Source organism: Hymenobacter sp. UV11 (genome assembly GCF_004684095.1).
GTDB lineage: Bacteria > Bacteroidota > Bacteroidia > Cytophagales > Hymenobacteraceae > Hymenobacter.
The window spans coordinates 299193-317255 of record NZ_SRII01000005.1; the positions used below are offsets into that span (position 1 = coordinate 299193).

General features: G+C 63.5%; 11 protein-coding genes. 2 read left to right on the top strand and 9 right to left on the bottom strand.

The window, feature by feature from the left end; all coding sequences use genetic code 11:
- Positions 1 to 79: 79 nt before the first annotated feature.
- Positions 80 to 961, bottom strand: a complete 882-nt coding sequence (locus E4631_RS11010) for an N-acetylmuramoyl-L-alanine amidase (RefSeq protein WP_240734825.1) — start codon at positions 959 to 961, stop codon at positions 80 to 82.
- 94 nt (positions 962 to 1055) lie between these two features.
- Between E4631_RS11010 and E4631_RS11015 the strand changes: the two genes are divergently transcribed.
- On the top strand, positions 1056 to 4058 hold the full coding sequence (locus E4631_RS11015) for a putative LPS assembly protein LptD (protein WP_135318604.1): 3003 nt from the start codon (positions 1056 to 1058) through the stop codon (positions 4056 to 4058).
- A gap of 154 nt (positions 4059 to 4212) precedes the next feature.
- Here E4631_RS11015 and E4631_RS11020 read toward each other — a convergent pair whose 3' ends face one another.
- Both E4631_RS11020 and E4631_RS11025 read right to left on the bottom strand, forming a co-directional pair.
- Complete coding sequence (locus E4631_RS11020) at positions 4213 to 4752, bottom strand: 2'-5' RNA ligase family protein (RefSeq protein ID WP_133655358.1); 540 nt, start codon at positions 4750 to 4752, stop codon at positions 4213 to 4215.
- Positions 4753 to 4914: 162 nt separating this feature from the next.
- Positions 4915 to 5916, bottom strand: a complete 1002-nt coding sequence (locus tag E4631_RS11025; RefSeq protein WP_133655357.1) for a hypothetical protein — start codon at positions 5914 to 5916, stop codon at positions 4915 to 4917.
- A 129-nt stretch (positions 5917 to 6045) separates the two neighbouring features.
- Between E4631_RS11025 and E4631_RS11030 the strand changes: the two genes are divergently transcribed.
- A complete protein-coding gene (locus E4631_RS11030) occupies positions 6046 to 8229 on the top strand; it encodes a hypothetical protein (protein ID WP_133655356.1) in 2184 nt (727 codons plus the stop codon).
- On the opposite strand, the gene E4631_RS11035 is transcribed toward E4631_RS11030, so the two are convergent.
- The 6 genes from E4631_RS11035 to E4631_RS11060 form a co-directional block, all read right to left on the bottom strand.
- On the bottom strand, positions 8226 to 8819 hold the full coding sequence (locus tag E4631_RS11035) for a PPC domain-containing DNA-binding protein (protein ID WP_205704229.1): 594 nt from the start codon (positions 8817 to 8819) through the stop codon (positions 8226 to 8228). The genes E4631_RS11030 and E4631_RS11035 overlap by 4 nt on opposite strands.
- 103 nt (positions 8820 to 8922) lie before the next feature.
- Positions 8923 to 11385, bottom strand: a complete 2463-nt coding sequence (locus tag E4631_RS11040) for a bifunctional YncE family protein/alkaline phosphatase family protein (protein WP_133655355.1) — start codon at positions 11383 to 11385, stop codon at positions 8923 to 8925.
- A gap of 199 nt (positions 11386 to 11584) precedes the next feature.
- The gene (locus E4631_RS11045) at positions 11585 to 13351 is read right to left on the bottom strand and encodes an ATP-binding protein (RefSeq protein ID WP_133655354.1); all 1767 of its coding nucleotides are present in this window, start codon (positions 13349 to 13351) and stop codon (positions 11585 to 11587) included.
- Between the two features lie 196 nt (positions 13352 to 13547).
- Positions 13548 to 14717, bottom strand: a complete 1170-nt coding sequence (locus E4631_RS11050) for a universal stress protein (RefSeq protein WP_133655353.1) — start codon at positions 14715 to 14717, stop codon at positions 13548 to 13550.
- A 139-nt stretch (positions 14718 to 14856) separates the two neighbouring features.
- Positions 14857 to 16833, bottom strand: coding sequence for a KUP/HAK/KT family potassium transporter (locus E4631_RS11055; RefSeq protein WP_133655352.1), 1977 nt, complete (start codon positions 16831 to 16833; stop codon positions 14857 to 14859).
- Positions 16834 to 16849: 16 nt separating this feature from the next.
- Positions 16850 to 17953 carry a porin gene (locus E4631_RS11060; protein ID WP_133655351.1) on the bottom strand — a complete coding sequence of 368 codons (1104 nt, stop codon included), beginning with the start codon at positions 17951 to 17953 and terminating at the stop codon, positions 16850 to 16852.
- Between the last annotated feature and the right edge of the window lie 110 nt (positions 17954 to 18063).

Consider the following 18063-nt stretch of genomic DNA (forward strand, 5'->3'; position numbering starts at 1 on the left):
TGCAGCGGGCGCGCGGAATATTGCCCTTAACGGCAAACTGCGCCCGTATGTTGGGGCAATAAGTAAGCCCAGCCGTAGCTTACCCGGCCGGCGTGCCCTCCAGGTCGCGCTTATACTCGCGAAAGGCGTGGTAGATGCCATTGGCAATAGCGTGCTGACCAGTGCTGTTATTCAGGTAGTTCTCTTCGGAAGGGTCGGTCAGAAAGCCCGCCTCGACCAGCACGGAGGGCATAGTAGATTTCCACAATACCAGGAAGCCGGCTTGCTTCACGCCGCGCGAGTTGCGACCCACGCTGGTGCGAAACTGCCGGTCGATGCGCTGGGCCAGGCGCAGCGAGTTGGTGATGTAGGCGCTTTGAAAAAGCGAAAACAGGATGTGCGACTGCGGCGAGCGCGGGTCGAAGCCGTCGTAGCGCTGCTTGTAGTTTTTTTCTTGCAGAATAACCGAGTTTTCGCGCTGGGCCACGCCCAGGTTGGCGTTGGTTTTGTGCAGGCCCATGGTCCAGACTTCGGTGCCGCGCGAGCCGCGGGGGCCGGCGTTGCAGTGCACCGAGATGAAGAGGTCGGCGTGGTTGCGGTTGGCGATGGCGGCGCGCTCATCGAGCTCGATAAACACGTTGGTTTTGCGGGTGTAGATAACCCGCACGCCCGGCATACTCGTCTCAATCTGGTGGCCCAGGTCCTTGATAATAGCCAGGGCCACGTCGGCCTCGTGGGCGTCGGCGCCGTTGCAGCCAATATCTTTACCGCCGTGGCCGGCATCGAGCACCACGGTGCGCAGGCGGTAGCGATTGCGGTCGTAGCCAGGCAGGCTATCGGGAGTGCCTTCCTGGTTGAGCGCGCTATCCTGCTGCACCGTTTGGGGGAGCTGCCGTTGGGCAGGCGCTGGCCGCTCAGCGGGTGAGCTGGCGGCGAGCAGCTGGCAGCCCAGCGCAAGCAGGAAGGGTGCAATAATTCGCACGTTGGTCGTTGGGGAAAAAACCAGGCCCCTGGCAACCCTTGGGAGGGTAGGCGGCCTCTTATCTTTGTAGTAAGCCTCAAAAGTAATTCACTCGGTGGCTTTAGGTAACTTGCTTTTCTTCAACACGCTGTTTTCGGGTCTTTTTTGCCGCGGCCGCTCGGGCTTAGTGGCCGGGCTGCTGCTGTGGCTGCTGGCCGGCCTGGCGCCGGCCCTGGCCCAAACCACTACCCCCACCAGCTCGCCGGGCATCGACCCGAGCAATACCCGGCGGCCCGGCTCGGTGCCGACTCAGCCGCTGCGTAACCTCAACTACGACCGCAACGCGCCCCAGAGCCCGCCGCCGCCCGGCGTGGCCAACCCCGGCCAGCCCTCCATGCCGGGCGTGTCGCGCAAGCCAGCGCCCAGCCTTACGCCCGACAGTACCGGCCTGCTGGCCGACACCAGCCGCCGCGTGCGCGACTCGCTGAACCTGGTGGTGCTGCGCCGCCGCAGTCAGGTCGAAACCACCGTGAAGTACGTGGCCAAAGACTCGATTCAGTTTGACGTGACGGAGAAGGTTGCCAAGCTGTACAACAAGGCGGCGATAGACTACGGCCAGATGAGCATCAAGGCCGCCCTCATTACCGTGAACTACGGCAACAGCACGGTGCAGGCCGTGGGCCGCCGCGACTCGGTGAAGAACCGGATGGCCGACCAGCCGCTGTTTAAGGACGCGGAGGGCACGTACTCGGCGGGTAAGATTAACTACAACTTCAAAACCAAGAAGGGCAAAATTGCGGAGGTAGTAACCCAGCAGGGCGAGGGCTACATTCACGCCGAGGTGGTGAAGAAGCTGCCCGACAACGACTTCTACGGCCTGAATGGGCGCTACACTACCTGCAACTTGGAGCACCCGCACTTCTACATTCAGGCGGGTCGCATGAAGGTGGTACCGGGCCAGAAGGTGATTACCGGGCCGTTTCACATGGTCATTGCCGACGTGCCGCTGCCCATCGGGCTGCCGTTTGGCTACTTCCCTACCCCCCACGCGGGGCGCGGGTCGGGCTTCATCATCCCCACGTTTGGGCAGGGAGCGCAACGGGGCTACTCGCTCACGAATGGCGGCTACTACTGGGCGCCCAACGACTACATCGGGCTGCGCGTGACGGGCGATATCTACGCCGGCAACGCCGACCGCTTTGGCGGCTGGGGCCTATCGTCGGAGCTGACCTACCGCAAGCGCTACAAGTACCAGGGCAGCTTCCGGTTTACGTATGCGCAGCAGCCGGTCTCGCCCATTCTCAGCACCACGACTATTGCGAATAGCGATTATTTGTATTCCAACTCCATCAATACGTTTTGGATAAGCTGGAGCCATTCGCCTACCCCCCTGCCGGGCGGCGGCGTGTTCTCGGCCAGCGTGCAGGCGGGCAGCAGCTCGTATAACAAGGTAAATACGCTGAACGCCCGCCAGCTGCTGTCGGCCACGTTCAACTCGACGGTCAGCTACAGCAAAACCTCGCGGCGGCTGCCCATCAACTACTCCATTCAGCTGGCGCAGAGCCAGAACGTGCAAACGGGCGTGATGGATTTTACGCTGCCTTCGGTGAACGTGGGCCTGGCGCGGCAGTACCCGTACCAGCTATTTAAGAAGCAATCGACGGGCGCCTGGTACGAGCAGTTTGCGGTGAGCTACAACCTGGTGGCCCAAAACCGCATCAGCAGCCTGGTGCCGGCCCGCTCGCTCGCCGGCAACATCCCGCTGCTGGGCGGCAGTAGCACGGCCTATAATATTCCGGTCAATTTCCAGAATATCAATCAGCTGCTGCGCAATGCCCAGAACGGGATGCAGCACCAGTTTCAGATAACGCTGCCCTCGGCGGCGATACTGAGCCGCCACATCCAGATTACGCCCTCGGTGAATTACGGCGAAACCTGGTATTCGCAGCAGCTGAAATACTCGTTTGTGGGAGCCCCGGTGAATGCGGTGCGGGTTGATACCACGTTTGGCTTCAGCCGGGCGTATTCGTACTCGGCCAACCTGTCGGCGACTACTAACTTTTATGGGCAGCTCAATTTCAAGGGCGACCACTACGTGAAGGCCATTCGGCACAAAGTGACGCCCAGCCTGAGCTACGCTTACTCGCCCGACCTGGCCACGCGCACGCAGTACGATGCCTTTGCCACCCAGGCCGACTACACCAACTTGCAGAGCGCCTACTCGACGCAGTTTCTGGACCCGCGCCAGTTTACGCGCTACCAGGGAGCGTATAATAACTCGGCCTCGGCCCGCGTGAGCCAGGTGTCGTTGAGTATTCAGAACAGCATCGAGATGAAGGTGCGCAACAACCGCGACACCACCGGCACCGACCCCTACCGCAAGGTGAGCCTGGCCGACGGCATCGACTTGAACCTGGGCTACAACTTCGCGGCCGACTCGCTTAAGCTCTCGAACCTGAACCTGGGCTACCGCGTGCAGATTGCCAAAAAGCTGAATGTGGTGGTGAGCAGTACCTTCTCGTTTTACCAGCGCGACTCGACCGGGCGTATTCTCAACCGCTATTTGTTTGAGCAGCAGCAGAGCGTGCGCAACATTCGCCTGGCGCGTATTCTCAACGCCAACCTGAGCCTGGGCTACCAGTTTAACCCCGCCGCCCGGCCCAAGAGCGCGGCCAACATTCCGCGGGCTACGGCGCCCAGCAACGACCCGGTGCTGGGCTCACCCTTGCAGCAGCAGATTTACGCCGACTACCTCGACTTTGACATTCCGTGGGAGGCCAACCTGCAGTACACGGCCAGCTACAACACGGCCAATGCGCCCATTCGGCCCATTCTATACGGCTCGCTGCCGCTGCTTTCGGGCAGCTCCGTCACGGCCAGCGGCTCGGTCAAGCTCACGCCCAACCTGCGCCTGAGTACCAGTCTCAACTACAACTTCACCCAGAATACGCTGGTGTACCCCACCGTCAACTTCACCCGCGACCTGCACTGCTGGCAGATTTCGGGCCTCTGGATACCCGTGGGGCCGTATCGGGGCTACAACTTCACCATCGCCGCCAAGAGCAGCCTGCTGCAAGACCTGAAGCTGAACCGGAACAAGACGATTCTGAATAGGTAGGCGGGGAGAACTCTAGAAACAAAAAGAACGTCATGCAGACCGAAGGGAAGCATCTCGCTGGCATCGTAGGGTAGTAATCCAACGATGCCAGCGAGATGCTTCCCTTCGGTCTGCATGACGTTCTTTTGGCCCTTCAGCCAGATTCCCTACCCCCCTATTTCCCGCCGAACTCGAACACGTCTTCGCGCACGAACATGTCGCCTTCGGGGCGTAGGATAGCGAGGTTATTAATGGCTAATTCCAGGTTAAAAGTCTGGTTATTCAGGAATTGCAGCACCGGGCCCAGCAGCTCGGGCGTGGTGTCGTGCAGGGCCAGCGACACGTGGGGCAGCCACAGGTCGGGGGCGCTGAACTTGTCGGTGCGCGAGCACAGCGGGCCGGCGATGTTGAATATCTGGTGGTGCAGCTCGTTGAGGGCGTCGGAGCGCAGCACGGGGATGTAGATGACGGGGCTGTCGCCCGGAAACATGCCCAGCCCGGTGGTGTGCGCGATGAAGGGGGGGGTAGTAGCCGCGATGTCGCGCAGGGCCGCCTTCAGCGTTTCCATATTGGTGGGCTCCACAATCTGGTAGGTGAGGTGCGGCTCGGGCGTGGCCTGCACATCGGTCAGGCCGAATTCCGTTTCCAGGCTTTTGATGAGGGCATTGATGTGGTCGGAAGCCGGCGAAGGCAGCAGCGAAGTGATGGCAAGCATGACGCGAAGGACGGGGCGAAAAGAGGGGCGCGGGCGCAGCCGGAGCTACCAGCCCTAAAGCTACGTAGCTCAACCATTGTTTGGGGGTAGGCGGCGCGTTGGCTTGTACGTAGCTCGCACCCCAAACAAGCTAAAAACTGCCGCCTACCCCCGCAAAAATCGTTAAAACGCAACCTTGCTAAGGGCAAACTGCGCCACGGGCGGCGTTTGCATGGCTTGCAGGGCGTCGAGGTGCGAGGCGAGCACGTAGCTGGCCACGCCACCGCGCCGGGCCAGGGTAGTGGGGTACACCGCGCCGGTAGCGAAGCTACCCGACGCGCTCACGCTGCTGAAATCATTAGTTGTGACGACCCGGTACACCTTGCCCTGCGAGTTGCAGGAGGCCAGCAGGGTTGTATTATCAAGGAGCTGTAGGCCGTCGTCGTTGGTGAGGTCTACGCCGGTGAGGGTCACTTTACTGAAGCTGTTAGGGTTGGCCAGCGGCACCTTGATGAGGGCGCCTTCGTCGGACTTGGCTACCAGCAGGTAGCCATTGGGGTGGTACACGATGCCGTTGAGGCCAAACTTGCCGGCCGGCGCGGCCAGGGCCGCATTTTCCAGAAAAACCGTGGCTACTCCTTGGACATCAACCTTATAGATGATGGGCGCGAAGCTATCGGTAACGTAGGCATTGCCCTGGTCATCAACGGCGATATCGTTGGCGAAGTGGGCGGCGTAGGCGGGGCGCAGGCCGCCGAGGTCCACGTAGCCGGTTTTGGCGCCGGTGCTGCGGTTGAAGATGGCCAGCGCGGCCAGCTTGCCTTTGGTGGCGGCGGTGGTGCGGGCGGCGTTGTAGCCGGGGTCGGACACGGCCACGAGCAGGCGGCTGCGGGCCGCGTCGAGGTTGAGGCCGATGGTCGAAATCAGCTGCGGGTCGTCGGCAAAGCTGGCGTAGGTGCCATCATCCATGACCTGGCCGATGCGGCCGGCGGTTTGGGAGCTGACCAGGAAATGCGCCTGCTGGTCGTCGTACTGCGTGCCTTCGGGGTAGAGGCCCGCCTGAGTGAAGGTGATGGCGGCCGGCAGCGCGGGTGTGGTATCACTGTCTTTGTCGCAGGCCGTGAGGGCCAGGGTGCCACCCAGCAAGCCGAGGCAGGTGAAGTGAGAGAGGGAGAAGAATCGCATGGAAAAAGAAATTAGGTAGATTAAGAACAGCTGAAGCTGGCTCCTGTACGGGCTGCCAGGGGGGCAGGGTTGGGCGTTGGGCAACCCCTACCCCCCGCTTTTCCGTTAGGAATGGCTCAACCTGGCACCGTGTCTGACTCTCCTACCCCTCCTACTTCGCCTGCTACCCACCACTGGGGCCGCTGGGTGCTGCTCAGCTTAGCGCTGCTCGTGCTGGCCGCCCTGGGCTGGCTGAAATGGGGCCTTGACCCCTGGCTGCGTGGCAAGCTGGAAAAAACGGTAACCACCCAAACCCACGGCCAGTACGCGCTGCACGTGGCCGGCCTGCGCACCGAGCTGCTGGCGCGCAGCCTGCACCTGCGGGGCGTTGTGCTACGCCCTTCCACTGAGCAACTGGCCGATACGCTGCCTCGCCTCACGGCCCGCCTGGCCCGCTTCGACCTGAGTGGCGTGGGCCTGCTGGCGCTGCTGCGCGGCCGCACCGCCGGTATCGACAGCCTCACCCTCGACTCGCTGCGCCTCGACGTGGCGGCCCTGGCCCGGCGGCCCGCGCCGCACCCTACCCCTCCTTTTTACCAGCAACGCCCGCTGCGGCTGGGCTACCTGGCGCTGCGCCACGCGGGCGGCAGCTTTGGCCCGGCCGGCGCGCCCACGGGCCAGCTACGCGAGGCCACGGTGAGCGCCCGCGACCTGCTTTTCACCAGCGCGGGCGCAACCGATACCCAGCGGCTGGCCTTCGCGGCGGGGTGGCGGGCGGTGCTGCGGCAGCCCATGGGCAAGCTGGGCGGGCATACCATTACGGCGCAGCTCGTTGATTTTTCCAGCGACCGGCAGTTTTTTGGGCTCGACTCGCTGCGCATTGTGCCGCCCGCGGCCGGCCAGGGCAAGCCGGGCGCGGTGCAGGTGTCGTTTACGATGCCCGGCCTGTGGGTGCGCGGGCTGCGGGCGGCGGCCTGGCAGCACCTGCACCGCCTGCGCGCCGACTCGGCGCTGCTCGTTACTCCTCACCTCACATTTAAGCCGCCCGCGCAGGCGCCGCCGCCGGTCTGGAAACTGCTGCAGCCGCTGTTTGACCAGGCCGATGTGCGGCAATTGGCCATCAGCGACGGCTACCTGGCCGTGGTGGGCGTGAGTGAGAAACCGGCCGTGCGGCACATGTATGGAGTGGCACGGGGCCTACGCATCGATTCGGCGGCGGCACATCCGGGGGCGAAACGCGTGCTCTACGCCCGCAACTGGATGGGGCACACCGGGCGCATCACGGCCACGTTTCAGGCGCCGGTGTACCCCACCAGCATCGAGCACGCGCTGCTGAATACGGATAAAAAGTCGTTGCGCTTTACCGGACTGGCGCTGCGGCCCACGCTGTCGGCGGCCCAACTCAACCGCCGCAGCGGCTACCAAACCACGCAGCTGCGCGTGCTGATGCCGGAGCTGCGGGCGGAAGGCTTTGATTTTTACCGTCTTTCCGACGATAGCCACATCCAGATTGCGCGCGTGGTGGCCGAGCGGCCCTACCTCGAAGCGCGCAGCGACGGCCGCGGGCCCATCAATAAAACGCCGTCTATTCTCACGCCCGAGGCCATGCGCCGCCTGCGGGCCCACCTCGACGTGCGGCAGCTCGACGTGCGCAACGGCACCATCGCGGCGGTGTACCGCAGCCCGCGCACTCCACTGCTGGGCACCTTCGTCATCAACCGCCTGAACGCCACGCTGCACAACGTCAGCAACGACCCGCAGCGCATGAGCCTGGCCCACCCGCTCACCGGCGAGGCCACCGGCTACTTACAGAACCAGTGCCGGACGCAGCTTCACCTCACTACCTCGCTGCTCGACCCACAAGGGCGGCAGCACCTGTGGGGCAGCTTCGAAGCGGCCCCGCTCAGCCTACTCAATTCCATCGTCACCCCTACCCGCCTCATCACCTTCAAAAGCGGCCAGGTGCAGCGCATCACGTTTGATGAGCACCTCGACCGGCAGCGCGTCAGCGGCCCCCTTCGGGCCACGTATACTGATTTGAAAATCAATTACCTGGGCTATAAAGACGGGCAGGTAAAGAAGACCTTTCTCAACCGTATTAAGAGCGGGCTGGTCAATAGCCTGGTCATTCGCGACCAGAACCCGAGGCCCGGCGGGCGCTTCGTAGTGGGCCAGATGACCTCCAAGCGCGAGCTGCAGTTTTCGACCTTCACGGCCTGGCGGCAGGGGCTGCTGTGCGGGCTGCTGCAAAGCGTGGGCGTGCCCGACAAGCTGGCCCAGCAGTTCAGCCAGTCGTCGGACCCCACGCCCCTACCCCCCGCCGGCGCCCGCTAGTGGGTGGCGGCGGGGTCGATGAGGTGCAGGTCGGTTTCGGGGTCAGCTTTCTTGTAAAGCGGCGTGGTATAGACCGTTAGCACCAGCTCGACGGTCGGAAACACGTAGGCCTCGATGAGGTGGCCGCCTTCCACGCGGCCATCGGGATAGCCCACGGCCAGGTGGGCGTGCACCACCGGCTTGCCATCGGACAGGGCCACGTCGCCGAGCAGCGACACCAGCTCGATGGGGCCGGCCACGTGGTTGAGGCGGTACTGCTTTTTCTGCGGGTCGAACCACGCCGTGGTCGCCTTCGAAAACGCGCCAATGGCCGAAAAGTGGGCCGCCTGCACCTGCTGCGCCGCCACAAAGTCGCTGAGGCCGCTCAGCACCTCGTCGCCCTTGGCAAAGACGAGCAGGTAGGTTTTAACGCCGTTCTGGTCGCTCAGCAGCTTGGATTGCAGGCCGGGCGCCTGGCCCTTGGCCACGGGCTTGTCGGGCGATTGATACTCGATAGCGTGCATAACTTTTTTGGTTTGGGCGTGGGCAGCGGGGCTGAGGAGCAGCCCCAGGCCGGCCGCCAGCAGCGGGAAAAGGAGAGGGAAACGCATGGGCTAGGGTGACTAAGGATAACCCCCAGCCGCCCCCGTTTACGGAACCGGCGGGGGGTAGGGCATACCCCAGAAGCATTTTTTACACCGTAGCGCTACGGCGCTAGTCGTCGTCGTCCTTGCGCTTGGGGGTGAGCTGCAAAAACGCGCCGCGCCGGGGCGCGGGCATGGTCGAATTTTCGCCCTTCACCGACTTCCAGACTACCTCGTTCAGGTCCAAATCAGGCACGGCATCTTCGTGAGCGAAGTCGAACTTGGCCGAACGCTCGGCGCTGTGGTTCCAGGCGGTGTTGCGGGTATCGAGCGCAATCTGGTTGGGCTTGGCCTGGTATTTCGTCAGGTTGGGTGCGGGCTGGAACACGCCGAACAGCGGCCGGGCGGCGGCATCGTACTGGCTCATGGGGGGTAGGCCGAGCAGCAATTCTATCGTGCGCATCACGCCGGCCGTGGTATAGAGCGTGTGGTCCACGAAATTGCGGCGCACGTGCGGGCCGATGACGAAGGCCGGTGAGCGGTGGGCGTCGATGTGGTCGGAGCCGTTTTGCGCGTCGTCTTCGAGCACGAAAACCACCGATTCGCCCCAGATGCTGCTGTTGGCCAGGTGCTCTATGAGGCGGCCCAGGGCCAGGTCGTTGTCGGCCACGGCAGCCGTGGGGCTCACTTTGCCCAGGCGCTGGCCGCTGGTGTGGTCGTTGCTGAGGCGGATGGTGCTGAGCTGCGGCACCGCATTCAGGGCCAGCAGCGAGTCAAAGTCCTGGGCCCAGGCGCGCTCCCGCTCCTGGTCGGGGATGTCCATATCGAAGCCCGGCGAGCGCGGACACGCGTGCCCCCGCAGCGACTTGAGCGACGTTTTGGCGTAGTCCGCAAACTCGCCGTAGGTGCGGTAGCTCAGGCCCGCGCGCTGGCAGTAGTCCCAGATGAAGCCGTCGCGGGGGTAGGCGATTTTGCGGGTGCCCTCAAAGTCGTAGGTGCCGCCGCGGCCGCCGTAGCTGATGGGCCACGACTTCTCCACGTAGTCGGTGGCGTAGGCAGCGGTGCTCCAGTTGTGGCCGTCGGCGCTCACCTCGGCATTCACGTAAAAGTTGTCGAGCAGCACAAACTCGGCAGCCAGCGCGTGGTGGTTGGGCGTCACTTTCTGGCCAAAAATGCACAGCGCCGTGTCGCCCTCACCCGCGCGCACATCGCCCAAAATCTGGTCATACGTGCGGTTTTCCTTGATAATATAGAACACGTGCTTGATGGGCGACGGCTCGCCCACGCGGCGCGGCACGGGGTTGCCGGCCTCGCCGGGCGCCAGCTTTTCGCGCGCCAGCGTGAAGGGCGTGTTGTCGTACACCTGCCGCGTATAAGCTTTGAGGCGGGCCGCGTCGGGCGTCGGGATGAACAGCAGCGTGCCCTTAAACAGACTGCCGATGTACTGCACCTCGCGCTGCTCGGCGCTGCCCAGCTGGTAGCCGCTGTCGTCTTTTTTCTTCACCGGCTGCGGGCCGTTGGGATTGGCCAGACTGGTGAGGCCTTTGCCGCTGGCTACCAGTATTTTATTGCCCTGCACGCGCACGCAGGTGGGGTACCAGCCTGTAGGAATGAAACCCCGGCTGGCACTGCGGCCGGGCTGGCTCACGTCGAACACCGCCAGGCAGTTGTTGTCGGCGTTGGCGATGTAGAGCGTTTTTTCGTCGGCACTCAGGGCCAGGCCGTTGGTGGTGGAGCCCGTGAGGCGCGTGGGGTAGAGCGAGGTCGAGATGGTTTCGAGCACCTTCCAGCTCTTCGCATCAATGACCGATACCGAGTTATCGTTGGCATTGGCCACGAACAGGTAACGGCCGTTCTTGCTCTCAATCACCTCGTTGGGGTGGCTGCCGGTGGGTAGGGCGGGGCGCAGGCGGCCGGTGGCGCGGTCGTAGGCCAGCAGTTTGTCGCCGCCCCACAGCGTGATGTACACCAGCTTGCCATCGGCCGACAGCAAGCAGCCGTAGGCTTCGGCGCCCAGCTTCACCTTGGCCAGCGTGCGCTTGGTTTGGAGGTCGAGCACGTAGAGGGCGCTGTCCTCCTTGGTGACGGTGTAGAGGCGCTGGCCGGCCGCGTCCACGGCCAGGCCGGTTGGGCTGATTTTGGCCTTGGGCCAGGGCCGGCCGAGGCGCAGCGTATCAGGCGCGCCAAGCTTGCGCCCGGCCGTGGGATAGCTCAAGATGATGTTATCGTTGCCGCCCGAAGCGTAGAGCCGCTCGCCCTTCGCATCAAACGCCAGCCCGTACCACGCCTTGCCAATGGGCCGCTCATCGAGCAGCTTCTCGGTGCCGGGGTCGATGAGCTGGATGCTCTGCTTACCTTGGCCGTTGTTGGTGACAGCCAGCATCTTGCCGCCCGGCGCGAGCTGCATGTTCAGGGGCAGGTCGCCGAGCTGGAGCGGCCGGCCGGCCGGCGTCAGGCTCCAGCCGTTGGGGAGTAGTATCTTCTCGGCGTGCAGGTTGTTAGTCGGCCGCTGGGCCTGGGCGGCGCCGGCCAGCAGGCTGAGGGCAGCCACGGCCAGCAGGCGCTTCATCACGATTCGGGTAAAAATCAGCATACCGCAAAGGTCTGCTTGCCGGGTGAGTTTTGGGTTACGCCTAGGTTAACTCCGCCGGGAGTCGTGAAGTGCTGTAAAAAACGTCATACTGCACGCAGTGAAGCCTCTCGCGGGCAGCAGTACCCAACGATTGAATTACTACCCCTGGCGAGATGCTTCACTGCGTTCAGCATGACGTTCTTTTGCTCACTGCTCACTGCTATCCCACCACCACCGGCAGCGTGAAGTGAAACGCGCTGCCGCTGCCCAGCTCGCTTTCCACCCACAGCCGGCCGCCCTGCGTAGTGATGAATTCGCGGGCAATGCTCAGGCCCAGGCCCGAGCCGCCGGTGTAGCCTGCCTTATCGGGCAGCTGGGCGAAGCGCTGGAAAATCTTGTCGTGGTGCTCAGCCGCAATGCCGGGGCCGTGGTCCTGCACCGTCACCTGCACAAATTTGCCGGCGCGGGCGGCCCGCACCCCGATGCTTTCACCGATTGGCGAGTAGCGGATAGCGTTGGCTAGCAGGTTGATGAGGACCCAGGTGGTTTTTTCCACGTCGGCGCGGGCGGGCGGCAAGTCGGGGGGTAGGGCGAGGTGCAGCGTGAGCTGCTTATTAGCCAGCTGGGCCTGCACTGTGGCCTCGGCAAAATGCACTACGTCGGCGAGCTGGGTGGGCACAAAGTTGAGCTGAATGCCCTGGCCCGAGTCGAGGCGCGACACGTCGAGCAGCTCGCTCACCAGGCGCTGGAGGCGCTGGGTTTCGCGCTGAATACCCACCGTAATATCCTGGCGCTCCTCGGGTGGCAGGTTGTCCTTCTGCAACACTTTCAGGCTGAGGTTAATGCTGGAAAGCGGCGTTTTAAACTCGTGCGACACGGTGGCCAGGAAATTCGACTTCACCTGGTCGAGCTTCTTGAAGTCCGACACGTTGCGCAGGGTCAGCAGCTGGCCCACCAGCTCGGTTTTGTCGCTGGCCTCGTTGAAGGAAACCAGGTCCTGCACCGCCAGGCGGTAAAACGCCTCCTCGCCGCGCTGCGTGATGGTGAGCACCGGCGCCTCGGCCACGGCCTGCTCGCGGTTGGGCGCATCCAGGGGCTGAAGCAGCGTTTGAAACAGGTCGTTTTCGAGGCGCACAATGGCGGCCGGGCGGCCCACCAATTTATCGGGGGGTAGGCCGAGCAGCTCGCACATCACGGGGTTGGCCAGCAGAATGTGGCGGTTTTCATCGAGCACCAGCAGCCCTTCATCCAGGGTATTGATGATGCTGGCGGCGCGGTTGCGGGCGGTCAGCAGCTCGGCAGCCGTGGAGCTACGGTACGCGCGCAACTCGCTCAGCATCTTGTTAAATGCCTGCGCCACCGCCCCAAACTCGTCCTGGCTTTCCTGCGGAATGGTGGCTGCAAAATCGCGGGCCGTAGCGTGGGCCAGCGCCGCGCTTAGCTTGCGCAGGGGCTGCACCGCCGCCTCGGGCACGCTGGCCACAAAGCCCAGCCCCAGCAGCGCGGCCAGCGTGATGCAGAGCACCAGGTTGCGGTTGGCCTGCTCGGCGTAGTGGTTGGCCAGGTTGTTTTTGCGAATGAGGACGGCCGTATTCAGCTCCATCATACGCAGGGTTTGGGCGCGCAAGGGCGTCCAGGCGGGGGGTAGGGCGCGGGCATCGCGGCTGATATCCCGTTCATAAGCAGCCGATTGCTGCGTAAGCGAATCTACCAGCTCACGCTCGCCGGGCTCCGTAATGTTGCCTGCCTCCCTGGTCAGGCTTTCCCGAAAGAGGCGTAGCCCGGCGACACTGCCCGGCTCGCGGCCCAGCGCATCGAGGCCACGCAGCATCTGCTGGCCCAGATTCACCGAGTACAGGTTGTCCTTCAAGATATTGCGCGACTTCTCATCGAGCTGACGCACCGTGTAGAACGCGTAGCCGCCGATGCTGAGCAGCAGCGCCAGCATGGCCACGAAGCCGAGGGTAATTTTGGTTTTGAGGTTCATGGGTAGGGGCTCGTTCTGGCGGGCGCCTCACCCCCTAGCCCCCTCTCCGAAAAGGAGAGGGGGAACTAGCTTCTAGCTTTAGTCTTCGCTTTAACAAACAACTAAATCTAAAACTAAAGACTAGTCCCCCCTCTCCTTTTCGGAGAGGGGGCTAGGGGGTGAGGCGCCACGTCAGCGCAACATTTTCAACTTAAATTCAATACGTTACCAAATACACATCCACGTCGCTCCCGTCGCCGGCCACGGCCGTGAGCAGGTCGTGCGTGACGCCGCCGCGGCTGAGGCGCTGCCACACACCCTTCTCGCGGGTGATGCCGCACACGAGCAGCGTGGCCGCTTTTTCCTGCGCCACCCGCCGGATGGCAGCCACGATATCGTCGTCCTTCACCCGCAGAATCTGCCCACCCAGCTCCACTGCCAATTGTAAATTATTCAGCAAATGCCGCTGCGTAGCCAGCCCGATGCGGTCGGCGCTTTCGCGGCCGGTCTGCACGTAGAGCACGTACCAGGCCGTGGCCCCAAAGCGGTCGGCCAGGCGCGAGGCCTTGCGGATTATCTCCTTGGCCGCATCCGAGTTGGAGTTGATGCAGGCCAGCAGGCGGTCGTCGTTGCGGCGGGGGGTAGCGATGGCCAGCGCGCCGCCAGCATCGGTTTCGACCTGGCGGCCCAGCAGTTGCGCCACTTCGCGCACGGCCAGCCGGCGCAATTGCAGCAGGTTTTCGGGCTGGAAGAAATTGGCCAGCGCGGTGGGCACCTTGGCCGCGTCGTAGATTTTGCCTTCTTCGAGGCGGGTGCGCAGCTCGCCCACGGTCAGGTCCACGTTCACCACCTCGTCAGCCTCGCGCAAGAGCTGGTCCGGAATGCGCTCGGTCACGTCGGTGCCGGTTATTTTCAGCACCTGGTCGTGCAGGCTTTCCAGGTGCTGCACGTTCACGGCGGTTATCACCGAAATGCCGCTTTTCACCAGCTCCTCCACATCCTGCCAGCGCTTGGCGTGGCGCGAGCCGGGCACGTTGGAGTGGGCCAGCTCGTCGATAATCACCACCTGCGGGCGGCGCTTCTCAATGGCATCGAGGTCCATTTCTTCCACCGCGTGGCCCTTGTAAAAGACTTGCTTGCGGGCCAGCAGCGGCACGTCGCGTAGCTGGGTCACGGTGCCGGCCCGGCCATGGGTTTCCACGTAGCCGAGCAGCACATCCACGCCCTGCTGGTGCAGGTCATGAGCTTCTTGCAGCAGGCGGAAGGTCTTCCCTACCCCCGCCGCCAGGCCCAGGTACACCTTGAGCGTGCCGCGCCGCTTCTCGCGCACCAGGCGCAGGAAGCGCTCGGCAGATTGGTCGCGCAGGTCGGTTTCGGCGGCAGGCATGGGGGTAGGGAGAAATTTTAGGACGTTGGTCCGGTCCGCCGGCGCTAGCCGGCCGACCGGTTGTCGTTGCACAATAGCGGCGCGGGCTTAGCAGAGTCAATCGGTCGGCCGGCTCCGCCGGCGGACCGGGCCACGCGCCCTAGTCGCGGGTGAGCAGCAGCTCGGGGCGCGGGGGCATTTGCAGCGGCACGTTTTCGACCACGTAGGTGCTGTTGTCCAGCCCAAAGCTTTCGGTTTCGGAGGCGCCGAGCCACTTCAGCCCGTCGTGCAGGCGCAGGGCCAGGCGCTGCCAGCCGCGTAGCAGGTACTGGTAGGGCAGCGTTTTATTGAGGATAATAAACTGAAAATCACCGGTCATGTCCTGCCCGCGCAGCGAGGCGTAGCGCGAGGTAATATCGATTTCGCCGCGCTGCACCAGGTCGGCCACCACCTGCCGGTACATGTAGTTGAGGGCGTGGTCAACCCGAAAGCCCAGGTAGAAATCGATGCGCACCAGCTCGTGGGGCAGCACGTGCGTGACGTGGTAGCGCCGGGTATACGGCTCATCGGTGGTCGTCACGTGCACCAGGTAGTACACGTCGGCCCGCTTGGGGCGCTTGCGGAAGATGCTGTGCACGATGGCGTTCTCGACCTGCTGGGGGTTTTCCGACTTGGTGAGGTACACCAGGTGGGTGGCGTATTTGGGCACCGTTTCGTCGTGGCTGAGGCGCTGGAGCAGCGGCAGCCACTCGGCCAGGGGCGCCAACTCGGTCAGCTCATTGCGGATGCGCTGGCCGGCCACCCAGCTCAGCATCACCAGCAGCAGCAGGCCCGCCAGCAGCACGCTCAGCCAGCCGCCGTGGGTGAACTTGGCCAGATTAGCCACCAAAAACGAGCCCTCGATGAGCACGTAGGTGCCCACCAGCAGCGCTATCCAGATGCCCGCCACCCGGCGCAGGCGCAGGTAGTAGCCCAGCAGCAGCGTGGTCATGAGCATGGTTATAGTCACGGCCAGCCCAAACGCCGCCTCCATGCGGCCCGATTCGCGGAAGTACAGCACTACCCCCACGCAGCCGGCGCACAGCAGCCAGTTGAGGCTGGGCACGTAGGCCTGGCCGCGCAGCTCGGTGGGGTACTGCACCTTCACCTTGGGCCAGAAGCGCAGCCGCAGCGCCTCAATAACAAGCGTAAACGAACCCGAAATGAGGGCCTGCGAAGCAATAATAGTAGCCAGCGTGCACAGCCCGATGGCCGGCAGCAGCGCCCACTTGGGCATGAGCAGGAAGAACAAATTCTGCTCGCCCAGCGGCGGCCCCAGGTGGCGCAGCAGCCAGGCTCCCTGCCCCAGGTAGTTGAGAATGAGGCAGGTTTTCACAAAAGCCCACGAGCCGTAGATGTTCTGCCGGCCCACGTGGCCCATGTCGGCATACAGCGCCTCGGCCCCGGTGCTGCACAAAAAAATGGACCCCAGCAGCCAGAATGCCCCCGGCACCCGCGTCACCATCATGATGGCGTAGTGCGGACTAAACGCCCGCAAAATGCTGGGCTCCTGCACCAGGTGCACCACGCCCAGCACGGCCAGCATCGCGAAAAACACGGTCATTACCGGCCCAAACAGCTTGCCAATTATTTGGGTACCAAACTGCTGAAATGCAAACAGCCCGACCAGAATCGCCACCACAATGGGCACCGTATCGAGGTCGGGCTTCAGGATGCGCAACCCCTCCACGGCCGAAGCCACCGAGATGGGCGGCGTGATGAGGCCATCGGCCAGCAGCGCCGCCGCCCCCACCATGGCCGGCAGGTAGAGGCGGCGCAGCGGCAGCCGCCGCAGCCGGGCGTATAGCGCCAGGATGCCGCCCTCGCCGTGGTTGTCGGCCCGCAGCGCAATCAGCACGTACTTGACCGTGGTGAGCAGCGTGAGCGTCCAGATAATGCACGAGATGGTGCCCAGCACCACCGGCTCGGTCACGGGCTGCGTCACAAACACGCCGCGCACGGTGTAGAGCGGCGAGGTGCCGATGTCCCCGTACACGATGCCCAGCGCCACCAGCAGGCCCGCCGCCGTGAGGCGCTGGTGGGCCGAGGCAGCTGCCGCGTGGGCACCGAGTACGGGGGTAGGGCTGGGCGAAATCATGCCAGGAAAGACGGGGTTAGAAGGAGAGCGCGACGCTGGTCGTCAGGTTGCCGTAGTTGCGGCTCGGGCCAGTGTCGTGCTGAAAAATAGCGTTCTGCGACCGCAAATAGCGCCCCTCAATGCGAAAGGCCACGTTGGCCGTGGGCAGGTAATCGAAGTTGAGCGAGGTGCCACCGGCCTTGAAATCGGCATCGGCCAGGCCGGGCGAAATACCGTTGATAAACACCCCGCGCTGGGCGTAGTAATACTCACCGCGCAGGGTGGTCGAAAACTGCTCGGCCAGCTTGTATTTCACGAAGGCCGAGCCTGTGTGCCAGGTATCGTAGCCGTGCTGGTCGGCGCTCTGCTGCTTGCCCACGTCGAACACCAGCGCCAGATTCAGGCGCTCGGCGGCGGCGTAGGTGATGTAAAAATCGTGGAAGTAGCGCCGCCGGATGAGCGAGTCGGTAGGCTGCTCGTTGCCGTAGAACGTGCTGCTATTAACCAAAATCTTCGCCGTGGGCCGCCACTGAATCTGAGTACCCAGGGCCTTGGCCTGGTTGTTTTCGCGAATGTTCTGCCAGCCGTTCAGTACCAGCCCGGTGAGCGTGAGCTTGGGCCCGACCTCGTAGGTGAAGCGCGCGCCCGACTCATAATACGGCGAATTCTCCGCCATAATGGAGCGCGTCAGCGTCCAGTTGTCCTTGCTCAGCGCCGACTCAAACCCGATGTGCGAGGTAAATATCCCGAGGTCGAGCCAGGCTTTCTTAAAGGGCCGGAAGCCGGCGTAAGCCTCGTAGATGTGCTTGAGCACGGGGTCCTCGCTGGCGTAGTTGGCGCTCACGTAGGTACCGGCGTGCAGGGCCAGGCTGCCGCGCACGCGGCCGTCGTCGTAGCGCGCACCGAGCACGGCGTTGTTCACCGTAAACTCGTTCTGGCGGTTGTGGGCGTACAAAAAGTAGGGCCGCACGTTGGTGTTGTCGTGGTTGAAATCGAAGCCGTAGTAGGCATCCACGAAGCCGTAGTAGCTGAGCGGATTGGGCGCCGGCGCGGCCTTGGCCGTATCGAGGGGGGTAGGCGCCTGGGCGTGGGCGAGGCCGAGCGTGCTCAGCAGCAGCCCGGTAGCAAGTAGTTTTTTCATGAGAAGCGGGTCGCCAACGTGGCGACCGGTAAAGGCCCGTTTGTTTGTCGCACGAAGTGACTGGTGATTCGCTAACAGCCGCGAAATATTACGGCCGAAAGATAATTTTT

What these genes read in the sequence shown, in the direction of transcription:
- E4631_RS11020 (WP_133655358.1), bottom strand. Translation starts at nt 4,752, where the DNA reads ATGCTTGCCATCACTTCGCTGCTGCCTTCGCCGGCTTCCGACCACATC.
- E4631_RS11025 (WP_133655357.1), bottom strand. Translation starts at nt 5,916, where the DNA reads ATGCGATTCTTCTCCCTCTCTCACTTCACCTGCCTCGGCTTGCTGGGT.
- E4631_RS11035 (WP_205704229.1), bottom strand. Translation starts at nt 8,819, where the DNA reads ATGCGTTTCCCTCTCCTTTTCCCGCTGCTGGCGGCCGGCCTGGGGCTG.
- E4631_RS11040 (WP_133655355.1), bottom strand. Translation starts at nt 11,385, where the DNA reads ATGCTGATTTTTACCCGAATCGTGATGAAGCGCCTGCTGGCCGTGGCT.
- E4631_RS11045 (WP_133655354.1), bottom strand. Translation starts at nt 13,351, where the DNA reads ATGAACCTCAAAACCAAAATTACCCTCGGCTTCGTGGCCATGCTGGCG.
- E4631_RS11050 (WP_133655353.1), bottom strand. Translation starts at nt 14,717, where the DNA reads ATGCCTGCCGCCGAAACCGACCTGCGCGACCAATCTGCCGAGCGCTTC.
- E4631_RS11055 (WP_133655352.1), bottom strand. Translation starts at nt 16,833, where the DNA reads ATGATTTCGCCCAGCCCTACCCCCGTACTCGGTGCCCACGCGGCAGCT.
- E4631_RS11060 (WP_133655351.1), bottom strand. Translation starts at nt 17,953, where the DNA reads ATGAAAAAACTACTTGCTACCGGGCTGCTGCTGAGCACGCTCGGCCTC.